The following is a 17,646-nucleotide window of genomic DNA, read 5'->3' as shown; positions in this document are numbered from 1 at the left end:
ATGAAACAGCTCATTTTTTTGTTGCTGGGCCTGCTGCTAACGGGGCCCGTTTGGGCTCACGGCGGCGAAGACCACGGCGATGCCGCAAGCGCCACGCCTGCGGGCGCCACCTCATTTTCGGTGGCGGCGCTGTCGGAGCAATTCGAGGTGCTGCTGCGCTACGAACCGCTGGAAGGCGGGCAGCCGGCGGACCTGCGCCTGTTCCTTTCGGACTACGCTACTAATGCTCCCATCAAGGGCGCCAAACTCACACTGACCAACCCGGAAGACGCGACGCTGAAATGGGCCGTGACGGAAAAAGGCCCCGGCGAATACCTGGTCGAAGGCGAATTTCCGGCCAACAAGCCCTACAGCTTTGCCGTGAACATTGTGGCCGGGCAGCGCGCCGACCTGATGCTGCTCGAAGGCATTAAAGTAGGAGAGAAGCTGCCCGTGGCGGCGCCGGCCGCGCCTTCGCTCTTCGGCTCTTGGAAGACTATTCTGGCCCTGGTGGGCGCTTTCGCGCTCGGCATCGTGCTGACGGCCTTGCTATTCCGGCGCCGACGTGTGCCAGCCGCTTCTCCCACCATACCCCCTGTTGTTTATGAAAACCAAGCATAAATTCTTGGCGGCCACGGCAGCCGCGGGTCTTGTTTTTACCGTTCTGTTTCCCCCGCCCGCGGCCGTGTTGGGCCATGGCGGTGAGGACCACGGCGGCGAAACCAAGGCTAGCACCGGCCTGGCGCTGGCCGACGAAGTGCTGCTGCCTAAGGAAAGTCAGTTCCTGTTTGAGGTGCGTACCAGCTTGGCCAACTACTCCACTACCTACAGCCAGGCCACCCTCTACGGCACGGTATCGGCCGCGGCCGGTGGAGAAGGGCGCATCGTGGTGCCCCAAACCGGTCGAATCGTGAGCCTGCCCGCCCAAGTGGGCCAGCCAGTAAAAGCCGGCCAAACCCTGGCCGTCATCGAGCAAACCCTCGACGCCACCCAGCAAATCGGGCTGAGCACCGAGCGGGCCAACGCCCAGGCCGAGTTGCGCGCCGCTCAGCAAGACTACGCCCGCCTGCAGAGCATTGCGGACATCGCGGCCCGTAAGGACGTGGTGGCCGCGGAGCTGCGCCTGCGCCAGGCCCGGCAGAACGCGGCCATCCTCAATGGGCAGGGCCAGCAGCGGCGCACCACCATCCCCTCGCCCATCAGCGGGACAGTGGACGTGTTCACGCTCGCTGTCGGCCAGCAGGTTAACCAAGGCGACGAGTTGTTCCGCGTCATCAACCCCGGCAAGCTGCGGGTGGAGGCCCAAGTGTTCGCCCAAGACCTGCCAAAAATCACGGCTGACGCACAGTTTCGGGTAGAAGGATTGCAAGGGCAAGCCGGTGCCCCGGCGCGGGTGGTGGTGTTCAGCAACACCGTGAACCCCGTGAACCAGGCCCGTCAATTGATTTTGGAGCTGGACGCGGGTACCGGCAGCGCCTACCGCGCGGGCCAAGCCGTGAACGTGCAGGTGCTGGGCCAAAGCAATTCCGGTCAGAAAGAGCTGGTCGTGCCCACCTCGGCCGTTACTGACTTGAATGGCAAGCCCGTGGTATTCGTGCACACCCAGCCCGAGCACTTCAAGATTCGCTACGTGCAGGTGGGCGCAGCCAACGGCCAGCAAACCGTGCTGCAAGGCGGCGGGGTGAATGAAAACGACCGGGTGGTGACGGCAGGTACTTACCAACTCAAATCCATCTACCTCAATCAGTAGCCCTCTGGCATTCCGAGCTGTGTTGGCAGCCAAGCTTGAGAGAAGAAAAGATACCGACGCGCGGCCATTTGCGGCTAGCCATCAGCTACAACCATGCTTGATAAGATAATTCGCTTTGCCCTGCAAAACCGCCTGCTTATGCTGGCTTTTGCTGCGTGCCTGCTGGTGGCGGGCACTTACACCGCCCGGCAGCTACCGGTCGACGTGTTGCCCGACCTGGACCGCCCCCGCGTGACGGTGTTTCTGGAGTCGCCCGGTATGGCGCCCGAAGAGGTGGAGGCGCTGGTGACGCTGCCCGTGGAAACCGCCCTGAACGGCGCCACCGGCGTGTCGGCGGTGCGCTCCAACTCGGCCATTGGCCTGGGCATGGTGTTCGTGGAATTTGAGTACGGCACCGACATTTTCACGGCCCGGCAGATAGTATCGGAAAAGCTGCAGACCGTGGGCGAGCAGCTGCCCACTGGCATCACGCCGGTGCTGGGGCCTATTTCTTCGGTCATGGGCCAGATTATGCTGGTGGGCCTTTCCGGCGGTCAGCAAACCAATGCCGCCGACCTCCGCACCCTGGCCAATTACACCGTGCGCCAGCGCTTGCTCAGCATTCCGGGCGTGGCCCAGGTCATTCCCATCGGCGGCGACAATTTGCAGTACCAGGTGCTGCTCGACATGGCCCGGCTCAATGCCACCGGCCTGACCATTAACCAGGTGGAAGATGCCTTGCGCAATTCCAACCTAAACACTACCGGTAACTTTTTCGACCGCAACGGCTCGGAAGTTCTCATCCGCAACCTGGGCCGCCTGCGTTCGGTGGGCGACATTGAAAACATCATCGTAGGCTACCGCGAGCAGTCGCCGGTGCGCGTAGCCGATGTAGCCCGCGTGGAATTTGGCGCCCGCTTCAAGCGCGGCGACGGCAGCGTGAACGGCCGGCCCGCCGTGATTCTCAGCATCGAGAAGCAGCCCGGCGCCGCCACCGTGGGCCTGACCGAAGCCGTGGAAAAAGCGCTGCAGGAGCTCAAACCCTCGCTGCCCAAGGATGTGCAAGTGAATACTCGCTTGTTCAAGCAGTCGGAATTCATCGAGTCCTCTATTGCCAACGTGGAAGAAGCGCTGCGCGACGGCGCCATCTTGGTCGTCATCGTGCTGTTTGCCTTCTTGTTGAACGTGCGCACCACGTTCATTTCGCTGGTGGCAATTCCGTTGTCACTGCTGGTTACGGCGCTGGTTTTCCGGGTAGCGGGCATCAGCATTAATACCATGACGCTGGGCGGGTTGGCCATTGCCATCGGCGAGTTGATGGACGACGCAATTGTGGACGTGGAAAACGTGTACCGGCGGCTGCGCGAAAACCGCCAGTTAGCCCAGCCCCGGCCCGTGCTGCGGGTGGTGTACGCGGCCAGCTCGGAGGTGCGCAACTCCATTGTGTACGCCACTATCATTGTGGTGCTGGTGTTCCTGCCGCTGTTTGCGCTGGAAGGGATGGAGGGCCGCATTTTCGCGCCGTTGGGCATCGCCTACATCACCAGCATTGTGGCCTCGCTGTTTGTGTCGCTCACCGTTACGCCGGTGCTTTGCTACTACCTGCTGCCCAACATGAAGCAGATGGCCCACGCCGAAACCGACGGCCGGCTGGTGCGCTGGCTGAAGCAGAAAGATACCCGCCTGCTGAACTGGGGTTTGACGCACCCGCGCGGGGTGCTCACGGCCACGGCCACGCTGTTCATTGCGGCGGCGGCCATGGTGCCGTTCTTCGGCACCGAGTTTTTGCCGCCTTTCAACGAAGGCTCCCTCACGGTGAATTTCTCCGCGCCGGCCGGCACTTCGTTGGCCGAATCCAACCGCCTGGGCACCTTGGGAGAGCAGCAGATGCTGAAGGTGCCGGAGGTGGCCTACACCGCCCGCCGCACCGGCCGCGCCGAACTCGACGAGCACGCCGAATCGGTGAATAACTCCGAAATTGAAGTAGCCTTCAAGACCGAGCAAGAATTAGAAAAAGAAGGCAAAACCACGCGCAGCCGCGACGAAATCCTGGCCGACATGCGCCAGAAGCTCAGCCTCATTGCCGGCGTCAACGTGAACATCGGCCAGCCCATTTCCCACCGCCTCGACCACCTCCTGAGCGGGGTGCGGGCCCAGGTGGCCATCAAAGTTTTCGGCAACGACTTGTTGGAGCTGCGCCGCTACGCCAACGAGGTGCGCGCCGCCGCGGCCAGCGTGCCCGGCGTGGTGGATTTGCAGGTAGAAAAACAGGTGCAAATTCCCCAGCTGCTCATCCGCCCCCGCGACCAAGCCCTGCGCGCCTACGGCATGGAGCGCGGCGAAGTAGTGCGCGACCTGGAAACCCTGTTCCAGGGCACGGTGGTGTCGCAGATGCTTGACGGACAAAAGCGCTTCGACCTGGTGGTAAAGCTGCCCGAAACTCAGCGCAACGACATCGACGCCATTCGCAACACCCGCATCGAAACCCCCGCCGGCGCCATGATTCCGGTAAGCCAAGTGGCGGAAGTGCTCTACGAGCCGGGCCCCAACACCGTCAACCACGAAAACACCCAGCGCCGCATCACCGTCTCGCTGAACGTGGCCGAGCGTGACCTGGGCTCCACGGTGCAGGAAATTCAGCAAAAGGTCAGCCAGCAGGTGAAGCTGCCGGCCGGCTACTACCTCACCTACGGCGGGCAGTTTGAGAGCCAGCAGTCGGCTTCGCAGAAGATTCTGTGGCTGAGCTTGTTCTCGCTAGCCGGCATCTTCTTGGTGCTGTATTCGCACTTCAAGTCCACCTACATGGTGGGCCAAATCATGCTCAACATTCCCCTGGCCCTCATCGGGTCGGTGGTGGCGGTGCTGCTCACGGGCGGCACGCTCAGCATTGCCTCGCTGGTGGGCTTCATCACGCTCACCGGCATTGCCTCCCGCAACGGCATCATGATGATTTCGCACTACATCCACTTGGTAGAGCACGAGGGCGAAGTGTTTGGGAAAAAGATGATTATGCGTGGCTCGCTGGAGCGCTTGGTGCCGGTACTAATGACGGCCCTGGTGGCCGCGCTGGCGCTGGTGCCGCTCACGCTAAGCAAAGACGCGCCGGGCAAGGAAATTCTGTACCCCGTGGCCACCGTCATTCTGGGCGGGCTGCTTTCGTCCACTTTCCTCGACATCGTGGTGACGCCCGTGGTGTTCTGGTTGGTGGGCGAACGAGCCTTGGCACAGTACTTCGGGGCGCACCGGGAAACGGGCCTCGGCGAACACCCGCAGGAACTGGATGCGCCACCGTTTGCCCCGAACGGCGACTTGAGCACGGTGAAGCCGGCGTAAAGTAGCCGGAAATCTAAAGCGCCGTTTGGGGCCGCTCGGCTGAGCAAAACGAGTACCCCGAATTTTCAATTCGGCCCGCCAGAACAACCTCAAGCGACATGTCCTGGCGGGCCGAATTGAAAATTCGGGGTACTCGTTTTATCTACCTTGGCCAATCCCCCAAACGCGCATCGCTCCTGTGCCGCTGGGACAGGATAATTATAGGATAATGCTCGGATAATTTTACCGTTTTATGGCGCCGGTAGCTTTGTCTACGGTATGATGTTCGCCCCTAGCTCCTCCGATAAACAATACTTGGAAGCCCTTGCTTTGGGCCACGAAGCGGCTTTCGACGCGCTCTTTACGCGCTATTACGCTGCCTTGCTGCGCTATGCCCAAAGCCTGCTGCGCTACCCGACCGATGCGGCCGAAGACGTGGTGGCCGAAACGTTTTGTGCCATCTGGACGAACCGCAGCCACCTGATGGTGCAGGGTTCGCTGGCCGCGTATCTCCACGCGGCCGTGAAGCACCGCTGCTACGACCGGCTGCGCCAGCAGCGGCGCAGCGTGGTCGAAGCCGACGACGACTTGCCGCTGACGCAGTCGGAGGCCGCGTACCTGCAACCCGACGAAGTGCTTGGCTACCAGGAGCTCAACGCGCACGTACTTCACCTGATTGAGCGCTTGCCGGAGCGCACTCGCCAAGTGTTCCAGCTGCACCGCGACGGCAGCCTCACCTACGAGGAAATTGCGACCATGCTGACCATTTCGGTCAATTCGGTGAAGACGCACATGTTTCGCGCCTTGCGCTTTCTGAAAGGCGCCCTTTTCACCGCTGGCGTTAAGTAGCCGTGTTACCCAACGGTTACGGCTGTTACCGTTCGGTTAAGCTTGCCTCGGCGTGTCACGAGGTCGGCGGGCGCCAGCGTCTTGATGGCATGCGGCGGCTCCCACGCGCCGCGCTCCTGCTTGGAACCCGAAGAAATCTACCTCCTCATTACCCGCTACCTGGCCCGGCAAACTTCGCCGGACGAGAACGAGCAATTGGCGGCCTGGGTCGGCCACTCGCCCGAGAACGAACGCACGTTTGAGCAACTCAAGGCCGTGTGGCAAGCCAGCCAAACCCCCCACGAGCCCGCGGAAACCGCCGCTGCGCTGCGCCAAGTGAAGGCCCGGCTGGCCCGGCCAGTTGCAGTGTTGGCTGGCCCTCCGCCGGTTCGGCGGTGGCGCTTGCGGCGCCCGTACCAAGTCGCGGCGTGGGTGGTGGGCGTGGTGGTGGCCGTCGGTGGAGGGCATTTTCTTACTAACCCGACCGCTGCAATGGAGTACCGAGTTAGCCGGACGCTGGCCCGTCAGAAGCAGCAAATCCACCTGCTAGATGGCTCGGTCGTGACGCTGGCCCCGCAGAGCCAGCTCCGCTACCCGACAACTTTCGGCGAAACGTCGCGGGAAGTGTACCTGGAAGGCGAGGCCTTTTTTGAAGTGAAGAAGGACGCCCGCCGGCCATTTCGGGTGCACAGCGGCAGCTGGACCACCCAAGTGCTGGGCACCGCCTTCAACGTGAGCGCCGTGCCGGGCACCACCCAAATGGCCGTGTCGCTGCTGGAAGGCAAAGTGGAAGTGTTCGACAAGCAAGACCACTACTTGTTGGCGCCGGGCCAGCAGCTGCGCGCCGACCACGCCACGGGCCGCATCTACCGGCAGGAGTTCAACGCCGCTCAGGTGGTGGGCTGGCGCACCAACCGCCTGGTGTTTCAAAACGAGCGACTGGCCGATGTGGCGGCCCAGATAGAGCGCCTCTACGGCGTGAAACTGGTGTTTGCCGACGCCGGCACGGCCGAGGTGCGCCTCTGGGCCACGTTCGACAACGAGCAGCTGCCCGCTGTGCTGGAAGCCCTGCAGCTGGCCGGCTCGCTGGAATGCCGGCGCGAAGGCCAGGTGATTTACCTGCGGCAAGTGGCCGCCAAACCGGCGGCGGAATAACGCTTTTTCAAGAGGAAGGCAACGGGCGGTAACCCGCTGCCTTCCGGTAAAAAGCTGGCAGTACGGCTACTGCTGGCATCGTGGAGGGTCCATTAAATCAGTCATCATTTAACCAACGCTCACGCACAACCCTATGAAACAAACAAGGTACCCTGGAATGGGCCGGCGCTGGCGGCACGCGGTGGTCGGGCTAAGCCTCACCACGCTGAGCACGGCCCCGCTGGCGGCCCCGGCGGCCCGCCTGACTTTGGAGCAAGCCGGCCCCGCCACCACGCCCTGCGCCCTCACGGTGCGGCAGCAGCCACTGGCCACGGTGCTGGCCAGCATTGAACAGCAAACCGGCTACCGGTTCTTGTATGCAAACCAGGCCGACGTGCTGGCCCGAGAAGTGAGCGTGGAGGCCCCGCAAAGCAACCTCAGCGCCGTGCTCGACCTGCTGGCGGCGCAGGCGGGCGTGCAGTTTACGGTGCAGGGCCAGCGCATTCTGCTGAAGCCGGGGGCCCGCCCCGCGGCCGACCCCAAGCCCGTGAAGGGCCGGGTGACCGACGCGAAAGGGGAGGGCATGCCCGGCGTTTCGGTGCGCATCAAGGGCACGACGGTGGGCACCATCACCGACCCCAGCGGCGCCTACGAACTCACGGCCGAGCCCGGCAACGTGCTCATTTTCTCGTTCATCGGCTTTGCGGGGCAGGAGGCGACTGTGGGCGACAACAGCACCTACGACGTGGCCCTGCGCGAAGACGTGACCGGCCTCGACGAAGTGGTGGTGACGGCCTTGGGCATCAAGCGCGAAGAGCGCGCCCTGGGCTACTCCGTGACGCAGGTCAGCAATGCGCAGCTCACCGAAGCCAAGTCCAACAACTGGACCGACGCGCTATCAGGCAAGGTGGCGGGCCTGAACCTGGTGAAATCGGGCGGCGGGCCGGCTGGCTCGAACAAGATTATTCTGCGCGGCGAAAGCTCGCTGGCCGGCGACAACGAAGCCCTGATAGTGGTGGACGGCGTGGTGCTGGGCGGCAGCAACCGCAACACCGGCAACGGCAGCTCGGCCTACCTGCAGGGCGAGTCGCCGGTGGATTTTGGCACCAGCCTCAACGACATCAACCCCGAGGACATCGAGTCGGTGACGGTGCTGAAGGGGCCGGGCGCCACGGCGCTGTACGGCGCGCGCGGCGGCAACGGCGCGGTCGTCATCACCACCAAGTCGGGGCGTGCGCGCAAGAAGGGAATCGGCGTTACGTTCAATTCCAACGCGGCCTTTGACCAGATTTCGCGCTGGCCCGACTACCAGTACGAGTACGGCCAGGGCGCGGTAGGGGAAAACTACTACTCCTTCGGCGCCACGGCCGACGGGCCCAGCACCCGCAGCACCAGTTCGGCCTGGGGCCCGAAATTCGACGGGCAGTCCTACTTCCAATACGACCCCGCCACCCACACGGGCGGCACGGAGCGCACGCCCTGGGTGCCCTACGAAAACAACCGCAAGGGCTTTTTCGAAACGGGCAAAACCTTCACCAACACCATCTCGCTGGACGGCGGCACCGACCGCACTGCCGTGCGCCTCTCGCTCACCAACCTGCAGAACACCTGGATTATCCCGAACACGGGCTACGACCGCAACACCGTGGCGCTGTCGGCCAGCCAGAAGATTACCGACCGCCTGCAGGTGTCGACCAAGGTCAACTACACCAACCGCAGCAGCGACAACCTGCCCAGCACCGGCTACAACAACCAGAGCCTGATGTACTGGCTGATGTTTCAGGTGCCCAACGGCAACCTGGACTGGCTGAAAAACTACTGGGCGCCGGGCAGCGAAGGCCTGCTGCAGCGCTACCCGTTCAGCAGCCTGGTGGACAACCCCTACCTGATTACGCGGGAGATGCTGAACAAGGCCAACCGCAACGCCCTCACCGGCAACGTGCAGGTCAACTACAAGTTCACCAATGACCTGAACCTGATGGTGCGCTCGGCGCTGGACTACTCCTACGAGGCGCGCTCGCAGCAGCGGCCTAAGGACACCGAGAAGTACAAGGAGGGCATGTTCCGGACCCAGAACATCTTCTCGCAGGAGATGAACCACGACTTCCTGCTGCAGTACGCCCACAAGTTCGGGCGTTTTGAAACGAGTGTTTCGGGCGGCGGCAGCGCCCTGCGCAACCGCTACAACCGCGACGAGCTGCGCGCCGAGCGCCTGCTCTACCCGCAGGTGTTCACCTTCGCCAACAGCCGCGACTTGCCCGTGGCCTTGCCCTACCGCGCCGAGTTTGCGGTGAACAGCTTCTACGGGCTGGCCACGCTGGGGTACAACAACTTCCTGTACCTCGACCTGACGGCGCGTCAGGACTGGACCAGCACGCTGGCCACGGCCACTTCCACCAAGAACACCGACTTCTTTTACCCGTCGGCCAGCCTGAGCACGGTGCTCTCGCAGGTGCTGCCGCTGCCGGAATTTGTGTCGTTTGCCAAGCTGCGGGGGTCGTGGTCGCAGGTGGGCAGCGGCACCACCACGCCCTACCTCACGTCGTACACCTACGCCGTGGCCACGGGCTTCCCCTCCGGGCTGAGCAACCCCAGCGCCATTGCCAACGAGGGCCTGCGCCCCCGCCGCACCGAAAGCGTGGAGCTGGGCGCCGACGTGCGCTTCCTGCGCAACCGCATCGGCCTCGACGTGTCGGTGTACCGCAACAACACCTACGACCAGATTCTGCAGGTGCCCGTGGACCGCGCTTCGGGCTACAACTTCGCCACCCTCAACGCGGGCCTGGTGCGCAACCAGGGGCTGGAAATTCAAGCCAACGGCCAGGTGCTGGTCAACCCCCAGGGCTTCAGCTGGAAGGTGCTCGGCACCTTCACGGCCAACCGTAACCAAGTGGTGGAGCTGGCCGACAGCCTGCTGACCTACCAGCTGCAGCGCGGCCCCGGCGGCCGGGGCTCAGTGGAAGCCCGGCCCGGCGGCAGCATGGGCGCCATCTACGGGCGCGGCTACGAGCGGGCCCCCGACGGCCAGATTCTCTACCAGAACGGCTACCCCGTGCTGGGCACCGAAATCAAGTACCTGGGCAACGCCCTGCCGCAGTGGAAAGCCAGCGCCGGCACCGAATTCAGCTACAAGCAGCTGCGCCTGAACGTGTTGTTTGACGGGCAATTCGGGGCCAAGGCTTTTTCGCTGACGCACGCCGTGCTGGCCGAGCAAGGCAAAAGCAAAAACACGCTGCCCGGCCGCTACAACGGCATCGTCGGCAACGGCGTGATTCGCAACGCCGACGGCACCTTCCGGCCCAACGACGTGGTGGCCGAGAACATACCGAACTACTACCTGGCCCACTACGGCCGCGACAACGTGGAGGCCAACCTCTTCCGCACCGACTACATCAAGCTGCGCGAAATGCGCCTCGACTACGCCCTGCCCGCCACGCTGCTCGGCAAGCTCAAGCTCACGCAGGCTTCCATTGGGGTGTACGGCCGCGACCTGTTCATTTTCACCAATTGGCCTGCCTTCGACCCCGAGTTCGGCACCCTGAACGACGGCACCATCGACCTGGGCTTCGAGCTGGGCCAGTTCCCGAGCACCCGCACCATGGGCATCAACCTGACGGTGGGAATTTAGAGCGGCCAGAAAAGAACAATTTAAAATAACGTCATGCTGAGCTTGTCGAAGCATCTCTACCGCGCAACTAACCAATTTTAATAGTGCGGTAGAGATGCTTCGACAAGCTCAGCATGACGGGTCGGATTTATAACAGTATCTCATCATGAAAAACCTGAAACGCTTGTTTCTCTTGCTCCTCGCCGCCGCTGGCCTCGCCACCGCGCCCTCCTGCACGCAGGGGTTTGAGGAGATGAACATCAACCCCAACCAAAACCCCAACGTCATCCCCGAAACGCTGCTCGGGCCCGCGCTTACCGACCTGGTGAAGCGCAACATGGACCGCGCCTTCCGCATCACCAACGAGCTGATGCAGGTGCACGTGTCGCGCCAGGACAACGACGAGTTTCACCGCTACGTCATCCAGCCTTCGGAGGCCGACTACATGTGGAACGGCTGGTACACGCAGCTCACCGACTTCCGCGACATGTACGCCAGCGCCACGGCCGTGAAAAGCAACACCTTCATGGGCATTGCGCGCATCTGTGAGGTCTGGACGTTTTCCTTGCTCACGGACACGTTTGGCGACGTGCCGTACTCGGAAGCCATTCAGGGCCGCAGCGGGCAGTTGCAGCCCAAGTTCGACCGGCAGGAAGACATTTACCGCGACTTGTTCACCAAGCTCGAAGAAGCCAACGAGCTGCTGAAAACCAACGTCAACCTCACCGCCGACCAGGCCCAGCTCGACCCCTTGTTTCAGGGCAATGCCTTGAAATGGCGCAAGTTTGGCAACTCGCTCTACCTGCGCCTGCTGCTGCGCGTGTCGAACCGCACCGAGGCCGTGGCCAACGGTCTGAGCCCGCAAGCCAAGCTGCGCGACCTGGTGAACACCAACGCCGCCAACTACCCGCTCATTGCCAACAACGCCGAGTCGGCCATCATGCGCTGGACGGGCACGGCCCCGTACCAGTCGCCCTTCCAAACCTACCGCACGGCCGACTTTGTCTCGTCTAGCTCCATGAGCGAGTTTTTCATCAACAACCTGGTGGAGTGGAACGACCCGCGCCTGCCCAAGTGGGCCACGCTCTCCAACGGCACCTACGAAGGCATTCCGAGCGGCTACTTGCCCAACCAGATTCCGGTGGGAAAGTCGACCTACCCGGCCGCGCTGATGACCGAGCCCCTGCTCGGCAACATCCTCAACTACCCCGAAGTGCAGCTCTTGCTGGCCGAAGCCGCCCTGCGCGGCTGGATTTCGGGCGACGCCAAGGCCTACTACGAAACCGGCGCCACCAACGGCATCACGCTGTGGGGCTTCGCCGTGCCGGCCGCCTTCCTCACCAACGCCGACGTGAAGTGGGAGCCCACCAGCACCTTCGACACCAAGCTCGACCAGATTCACCTGCAGAAGTACTACGCGCTGTTTTTCACCGATTTCCAGCAATGGTTTGAGTACCGCCGCACGGGCCACCCGGTGCTGCCCCTGGGCCCCGGCCTGAAGAACAACCGCCAGATGCCCGCCCGCCTCAATTACCCGCTCTACGTGCAAAGCCTCAACCAGCTGAACTACCAGGCCGCCGTGGCCGACCAGGGCCCTGACGACCTCAACACCAAGGTGTGGTGGCAGCAGTAAGAACGTAATCGAACCAGTAAAGCGCAGCCGTCCACCTCACCCCCTGACCTCCTCTCCAAAAAAGAGGCGGCACCGGCTCGGGAAGGGATAGGGGAAAAGGAAGAAAGGACCCGCTTGTACATCTTATTCCCTGTTCCCTGTCCCCCAAGCATGTCCGGTGCCCCCTCTTTTTTGGAGAGGGTCAGGGGGGAGGTGCCGGGTGAGCTGCCTAAAACCACCATCATAATCAACATGAAACACAAGCTTCTTCTCTGCCTCTTCACGCTCCTTGGGGCGCTGGCCTGCACCGGCTGCCTGGAGGAAAACCCCGATTACGCGGCCGGCCAGCCCAGCCCCATTGCCTCCCTCGAAGACCTGCGCCGGCTCTACCAGGGCGCGGGCGTGGTCCTGGACGCCCAACGGCTTTCCGGGGCGCGCCAGGTGGTGGGCATTGTGGTGTCCGATGCCCGCGGGGCGAACGTACCCGGCGGCTCCAACACCCTCGTCATTCAGAACAAGCGCCGGGGCGTGGTGCGCGGCATCATCATTCCGTTGAATGGGGCCGCCACCTCCGCCGTGGGCGACTCGGTGGTGGTGGACATCGCCGGGGCCACGCTGGCGAAAACCGCCGGCGCGCTCCGCATCGAAGGCGTGACGGCCGACCGCGTGCGCAAAGTGAGCAGCAACAACCCCGTGCAAGCCCGGGACATCAACATCGAAACCCTGCTCGCCAATTTCGACGCCTACGAGGGCACGCTGGTGCGCATCACCGGCGCCAGCATCACGCCGCTGCCCGTGTCGGGCGATACCTACGCCGGCAACAAAACCCTGGCCGACGGCGCGGGCAAAAGCATGACCCTGCACACCGAAGCCAGTGCGGCCTTTGCCACCCGCCGCCTGCCGGCCAGCGCCACCTTCGTGGGCATTCCGGTGGGCGCCATTGACGCGGCGCAGGCCCCGGCGCCGCAGCTCTGGCTGCGCACCGCGGCCGATGCCGTGGACCCCAGCGGCCCCATCTACCGCAACTTTCCGGAAAGCTTCGAAGCCGTGCCGGCGGCCACCAAAGGCAGCTACGACATGAACACCGCCGCCGTGCCCGACAACACCGTCACCTTCGGCACCGGCCCCTGGAAGCTGTTTCAGTCCATTTTGGGCAACACCTCGGGGCGCGACCGGTACACGGGCGCGCAGGGCATCCGCATGCAGCAGGGCCTCACGGTGCCGGCCGTGGTCGAAATGAAGTTCGACCTGCCCAACGGCGCCACCAAAGTCACCCTCATCTACGGCGCCTACTACACCGACGCGGCTAGCTCCTGGAAGCTGGAATACTCGCAGGACCAGGGCCGCACCTGGACGCAAACCGGGCCCGTGGTGACCGATGCCGGCAACTGGCAGCGCTCCATCACTTTCCTGATGAACCTCAGCGGCCCGGTGCGCTTCCGCGTCAACAAGCTGGGCCTGGGCGTGAGCAGCCCGCCCGCCGTGCTCAACGGCCGCCTGGGTCTCGATGACATCGCCATCTACGAAAACTAAACCCGTAGCGTGGCCTCTGCGAGTCCGCGCCCGCCAGAACTGCACACTAGCTCGCCCCAGCGCGGACTCGCAGAGGCCACGCTACAACCACACCTTCCCATGTTCCGCAGAAAATTCCTTCAAAGCCTCGGCCTCGTTGGGGCCGGCCTCAGCCTTCCCTTTGCCCCGGCCGCGCTTGCGGCCGAAGAGACGCAGGCACCCGCTCCCGTTGGCCAGAAACTCAGCCTGGCGCCCCTCACCATTCGGGGCAAGGTGCACCAGAACGGCACCGGCCTGGCCGGCGTCGCCGTAACCGACGGCTACAACGTGGTACTGACCGACAAAACCGGCAAATACACGCTGGAAAGCAACGCCACTGCCGAGTTCGTGTACATTTCCATTCCGCGCGGCCATGCGTTTCCGCACGAGAAAGGCGTGGCCCAATTCTACCAGCCCATCAAGCCGGGTAGCGAGAAAATGACGGCCGATTTCGCCCTGCAAAAGCTGACCGGCGACGACACCAAGCACACCTTCGTGGTGTGGGCCGACCCGCAAATGATTAACAAAAAGGACTGCCAGGAGCTGCTCACCAGCTCGGCGCCGGACCTGAAAAAGCTGGCGGCGCAGTACGACCAAAACACGTTTGGCATTGGCTGCGGCGACTTGGTGTGGGACAAGTTTGAGCTGTTCGAAGACTACAAAAAGGCCGTTGAAATCAGCGGCATACCGTTTTTTCAGGTCATTGGCAACCACGACCTGAACATCACGGCGCGGTCCGACGAGGGCTCGGCCCAGACGTTTAAAAGCCTGTTTGGTCCCACGTATTATTCCTTCAACCGCGGCGAGGTGCATTACGTGGTGTTGGATGACGTTTTCTTCATCGGCCCGCCCAAGAAGTACATCGGCTACCTTCCCGAAAAGCAGCTGCAGTGGCTGGAGCAGGACCTGAGCTACGTGAAACCGGGCACCACCGTGGTGGTGGCCCTGCACATTCCGGTGAACAGCGGCGACCAGCGCCGCAACAAGCTCAAAGACGAAGCGCTGGGAGGCGTCGTGTCGAACCGGGCCGAATTGTACCGCCTGCTTAAGCCGTACACGGCCCACATCATGTCGGGCCACACGCACGTGTGCGAAAAGATTTTCCACGAAAACACCATTGAGCACACCCACGGCGCCGTGTGCGGCGCCTGGTGGACGGGCCCCATCTGCACCGACGGCACGCCCAGCGGCTACGGCGTGTACGAGGTGAGCGGCGGCAACCTGCAGTGGTACTACAAGTCGGTGGGCCATCCGCGGGAGCACCAGCTCCGCTCGTACCCCAAAGGCAGCGTGGCGGAGCGCCCCGACGATGTGGTGGCCAACGTGTGGAACTGGGACCCGCAGTGGAAAGTGACCTGGTTTGAAAACGGCGTGCGCCAGGGCGAAATGCAGCAGCAAGTCGGGCTCGACCCCATGGCCGTGCAGCTGCAGGCCGGCGCGCAGCTGCCCGCCAAGCACAAATGGGTGGACCCCACCCTCACCGACCACCTGTTTTTTGCCCGCCCGTCTGCCAACGCTAAGGAAATTCGCATCGAAGCCACCGACCGTTTCGGGAAAGTGTACAGCGAGACCCTTGTGGTCTGAAGCTGCCCATCGAGGGTTCCGATTATCGATTAGGTCCGGTAGAACGAGTACCCCGAAATTTCATTTCGGCCCGGTGGAACGTCCGTCGTTCTGGCGGGCCGAAATGAAATTTCGGGGTACTCGTTCTAGCTTGTCGACTCCGTTCCGAAGGCGCTGGCGTTACTTCCAGTGGCTACCGAAGGAGCACCGACGCAAGCCCAATTTGAGAACTGGCGTCCTCATTCAAGCATTATCCTGAATAACTCGTCGCTATGAAAAACTACCTGCTGCTCCTGAGCCTGGCGCTGCTGATGCCCGGGAGCCCGGCCACGGCCCAACAGCGCCTGCTCGACATTCAGGGCCACCGCGGCTGCCGGGGGCTGATGCCGGAGAACACCATTCCCGCCATGCGCCGCGCGCTGGACCTGGGCGTGACCACCCTGGAAATGGACCTCGCCATCAGCCAAGACAAGCAGGTGCTGCTTTCGCACGACCCCGCGATGAACGCCGACTTTGTGGTTCGCCCCGACGGCCAGCCCATTACCAAGGATGAGCAGAAAACGCTTCGGCTCTATGCCATGCCCTACGCCGAAATTCGGCGCTACGACGTGGGCAGCCGCGGCAACGCCAAATTTCCGAGGCAGCAGAAGCTGGCGGCTTACAAGCCACTGCTCGCCGAAGTAATCGACTCGGCCGAAGCCTATGCCCGGCGCAAGCAGCGCCCCGCGCCGTTTTACAACATCGAAACGAAAAGCACACCCGTCGGTGATGGGATTAATCACCCCGCGCCGGAGGAGTTTGTGCAACTGTTGCTGGCCGTTGTCAAGGCCAAGGGAATTCAGGACCGAGTGACGGTGCAGTCCTTCGACCCGCGCACGCTGCAAGTGGTGCACCGCTTGCAGCCCGCGATGCGCACGGCACTACTGGTGGAGAATTTGGACGGCGTGGAGAAGAACCTGGCGCGGCTGGGCTTCACGCCTTCCATTTACAGCCCTGCCTACAAGCTGGTGACGGAGGACGTGGTGCAGGCCTGCCACCAAAAACAAATGCTGGTAATTCCGTGGACGGTGAACGCCGTGGCTGACGCGCGGCAACTGCTGTTGCAGCAGGTCGACGGCCTCATTACCGATTACCCCGACCTCATCCGGGCCAGTGCCTTGCCTTAAGCCCGAGCGCGCCACCCTTCGGCGCCAGCGACGCAGTAACGCGCCGTACATGCCGGGCAAGGCGCCAGTAGGCATTCCGTCCGGGCTCGTTGACAAGTAAAATTGTTGGCCTGCGAAGGTGAAAAATAGGGGAGAGGAGGGCACCTTTGTTGTGTGCTGATTTGCCCTCATTTTCAATACCTTTTGCGTATGTGCTTTTTTACCCAATTGGCCTTCGGCTGTTTGCTCGCGACCGCAGGTTTCCCAGCCGCCGCCCAAACCTTCGAGGACCCGGCATCCTACAACAACGCCATCGTCAACGAGCAAACCGAATTGCTCAAGAAAAACCTGCGCTACATCAGCAAGGCCGCGCACAGCGAAAACGACCGCAAGATTGAGTCGCGTCGGCTTGAAGTGGTGGAGCAGAACAAGGTGGCCGTGGCCAAGATTCAGCGCATGCCCGCTTACAAAGGCAACGCCGACCTGCGCAGTTCGGCGCTGACTGCCTTCAAGACCATGCTGGAGGTGTACTCGGCCGACTATAAGCAGGTGAACGCACTGGCCGCCACCCGCACCCAGAGCTTCGAGGCCATGGAGCGCTACTTCGCCGCCCAGGAAGTGGCCGAGCAAAAGCTGGCCGTGGTAAACGACAGCATGAACGCCTCCCAGCGCCGGTTTGCCCGGCAGTTCGGCATGAGCATCGAGCCCAACCGCGAAACCACCAAGCTGGACGAATACACCCGCCAGGTAACGGTGGTGAACAAGTATCAGCACCAGGTTTTTCTTCCGTATTTCCGAGTGCAGAAAGCCAGCGCCAAACTCACCGATGCGCTCAACGCCCAGGACGCGGCCGCTTTTGATGCCGCTCGCGTGACGCTGGCCGCCGAGGCCGAAAAGTCGGCCACCGAGCTGTCGGCCGTGCCCGCTTTCCGGGGCAAAGACGTGGCCTACCGCAACGCCGCGCGCGACCTGGCCAACCTGTACGTGGTGATGTGCGCCAACCAGTTTGTGCAGGTGGCCGAGCTGATGAAGCAGAAGGACCGCCTCACCAAAGTAGACGCCCAAACCATCAACGGCCACATCGGCACCTACAACACCCAGAACCAAAAATTCAACGAAGCCTACAATCGCACATCGGCCGCGTTCATGGACACGTATGTACCGGTGATGAACGACTAACTTAGCC

At 62.8% G+C, this 17,646-nt stretch carries 11 protein-coding genes; all 11 read left to right on the top strand.

The annotated features are described in order from the left end of the window. The 11 genes from VF629_RS23315 to VF629_RS23265 all read left to right on the top strand — a co-directional run bounded on the left by VF629_RS23315 (position 1) and on the right by VF629_RS23265 (position 17,639). Positions 1–600, top strand: coding sequence for a hypothetical protein (locus tag VF629_RS23315; protein ID WP_331060917.1), 600 nt, complete (start codon positions 1–3; stop codon positions 598–600). Then, the gene (locus tag VF629_RS23310; RefSeq protein ID WP_331060916.1) at positions 584–1,729 is read left to right on the top strand and encodes an efflux RND transporter periplasmic adaptor subunit; all 1,146 of its coding nucleotides are present in this window, start codon (positions 584–586) and stop codon (positions 1,727–1,729) included. The genes VF629_RS23315 and VF629_RS23310 overlap by 17 nt, the downstream gene beginning before the upstream one ends. Positions 1,730–1,822: 93 nt before the next feature. Continuing rightward, complete coding sequence (locus tag VF629_RS23305; protein ID WP_331060915.1) at positions 1,823–5,041, top strand: efflux RND transporter permease subunit; 3,219 nt, start codon at positions 1,823–1,825, stop codon at positions 5,039–5,041. Between the two features lie 258 nt (positions 5,042–5,299). After that, positions 5,300–5,869 carry an RNA polymerase sigma-70 factor gene (locus tag VF629_RS23300; protein ID WP_331060914.1) on the top strand — a complete coding sequence of 190 codons (570 nt, stop codon included), beginning with the start codon at positions 5,300–5,302 and terminating at the stop codon, positions 5,867–5,869. 120 nt (positions 5,870–5,989) lie between these two features. Then, a complete protein-coding gene (locus VF629_RS23295; RefSeq protein ID WP_331060913.1) occupies positions 5,990–7,003 on the top strand; it encodes a FecR family protein in 1,014 nt (337 codons plus the stop codon). Positions 7,004–7,136: 133 nt separating this feature from the next. Further along, positions 7,137–10,610 carry a SusC/RagA family TonB-linked outer membrane protein gene (locus tag VF629_RS23290; RefSeq protein ID WP_331060912.1) on the top strand — a complete coding sequence of 1,158 codons (3,474 nt, stop codon included), beginning with the start codon at positions 7,137–7,139 and terminating at the stop codon, positions 10,608–10,610. A gap of 145 nt (positions 10,611–10,755) precedes the next feature. Further along, complete coding sequence (locus VF629_RS23285) at positions 10,756–12,222, top strand: SusD/RagB family nutrient-binding outer membrane lipoprotein (protein WP_331060911.1); 1,467 nt, start codon at positions 10,756–10,758, stop codon at positions 12,220–12,222. A 231-nt stretch (positions 12,223–12,453) separates the two neighbouring features. Beyond that, the gene (locus VF629_RS23280; protein ID WP_331060910.1) at positions 12,454–13,734 is read left to right on the top strand and encodes a DUF5689 domain-containing protein; all 1,281 of its coding nucleotides are present in this window, start codon (positions 12,454–12,456) and stop codon (positions 13,732–13,734) included. Between the two features lie 99 nt (positions 13,735–13,833). After that, a complete protein-coding gene (locus VF629_RS23275) occupies positions 13,834–15,336 on the top strand; it encodes a calcineurin-like phosphoesterase family protein (RefSeq protein WP_331060909.1) in 1,503 nt (500 codons plus the stop codon). Between the two features lie 251 nt (positions 15,337–15,587). Further along, the gene (locus tag VF629_RS23270) at positions 15,588–16,481 is read left to right on the top strand and encodes a glycerophosphodiester phosphodiesterase family protein (protein WP_331060908.1); all 894 of its coding nucleotides are present in this window, start codon (positions 15,588–15,590) and stop codon (positions 16,479–16,481) included. 189 nt (positions 16,482–16,670) lie between these two features. Further along, entirely contained in the window at positions 16,671–17,639 is a 969-nt protein-coding gene (locus VF629_RS23265; RefSeq protein WP_331060907.1) for an LIC11966 family surface protein, read from the top strand. Positions 17,640–17,646 lie beyond the last annotated feature (7 nt).

It is taken from the genome of Hymenobacter sp. (assembly GCF_036388155.1).
Classification (GTDB): domain Bacteria; phylum Bacteroidota; class Bacteroidia; order Cytophagales; family Hymenobacteraceae; genus Hymenobacter.
Note: the sequence above shows the minus strand (reverse complement) of the source record. Positions and strands in the feature narration are given on the sequence as shown.

Bases quoted from the DNA above. Each gene is read 5' to 3' on its own strand.
- VF629_RS23315 (WP_331060917.1), top strand. From the start codon at position 1: ATGAAACAGCTCATTTTTTTGTTGCTGGGCCTGCTGCTAACGGGGCCC.
- VF629_RS23310 (WP_331060916.1), top strand. From the start codon at position 584: ATGAAAACCAAGCATAAATTCTTGGCGGCCACGGCAGCCGCGGGTCTT.
- VF629_RS23305 (WP_331060915.1), top strand. From the start codon at position 1,823: ATGCTTGATAAGATAATTCGCTTTGCCCTGCAAAACCGCCTGCTTATG.
- VF629_RS23300 (WP_331060914.1), top strand. From the start codon at position 5,300: ATGATGTTCGCCCCTAGCTCCTCCGATAAACAATACTTGGAAGCCCTT.
- VF629_RS23290 (WP_331060912.1), top strand. From the start codon at position 7,137: ATGAAACAAACAAGGTACCCTGGAATGGGCCGGCGCTGGCGGCACGCG.
- VF629_RS23285 (WP_331060911.1), top strand. From the start codon at position 10,756: ATGAAAAACCTGAAACGCTTGTTTCTCTTGCTCCTCGCCGCCGCTGGC.
- VF629_RS23280 (WP_331060910.1), top strand. From the start codon at position 12,454: ATGAAACACAAGCTTCTTCTCTGCCTCTTCACGCTCCTTGGGGCGCTG.
- VF629_RS23275 (WP_331060909.1), top strand. From the start codon at position 13,834: ATGTTCCGCAGAAAATTCCTTCAAAGCCTCGGCCTCGTTGGGGCCGGC.
- VF629_RS23270 (WP_331060908.1), top strand. From the start codon at position 15,588: ATGAAAAACTACCTGCTGCTCCTGAGCCTGGCGCTGCTGATGCCCGGG.
- VF629_RS23265 (WP_331060907.1), top strand. From the start codon at position 16,671: ATGTGCTTTTTTACCCAATTGGCCTTCGGCTGTTTGCTCGCGACCGCA.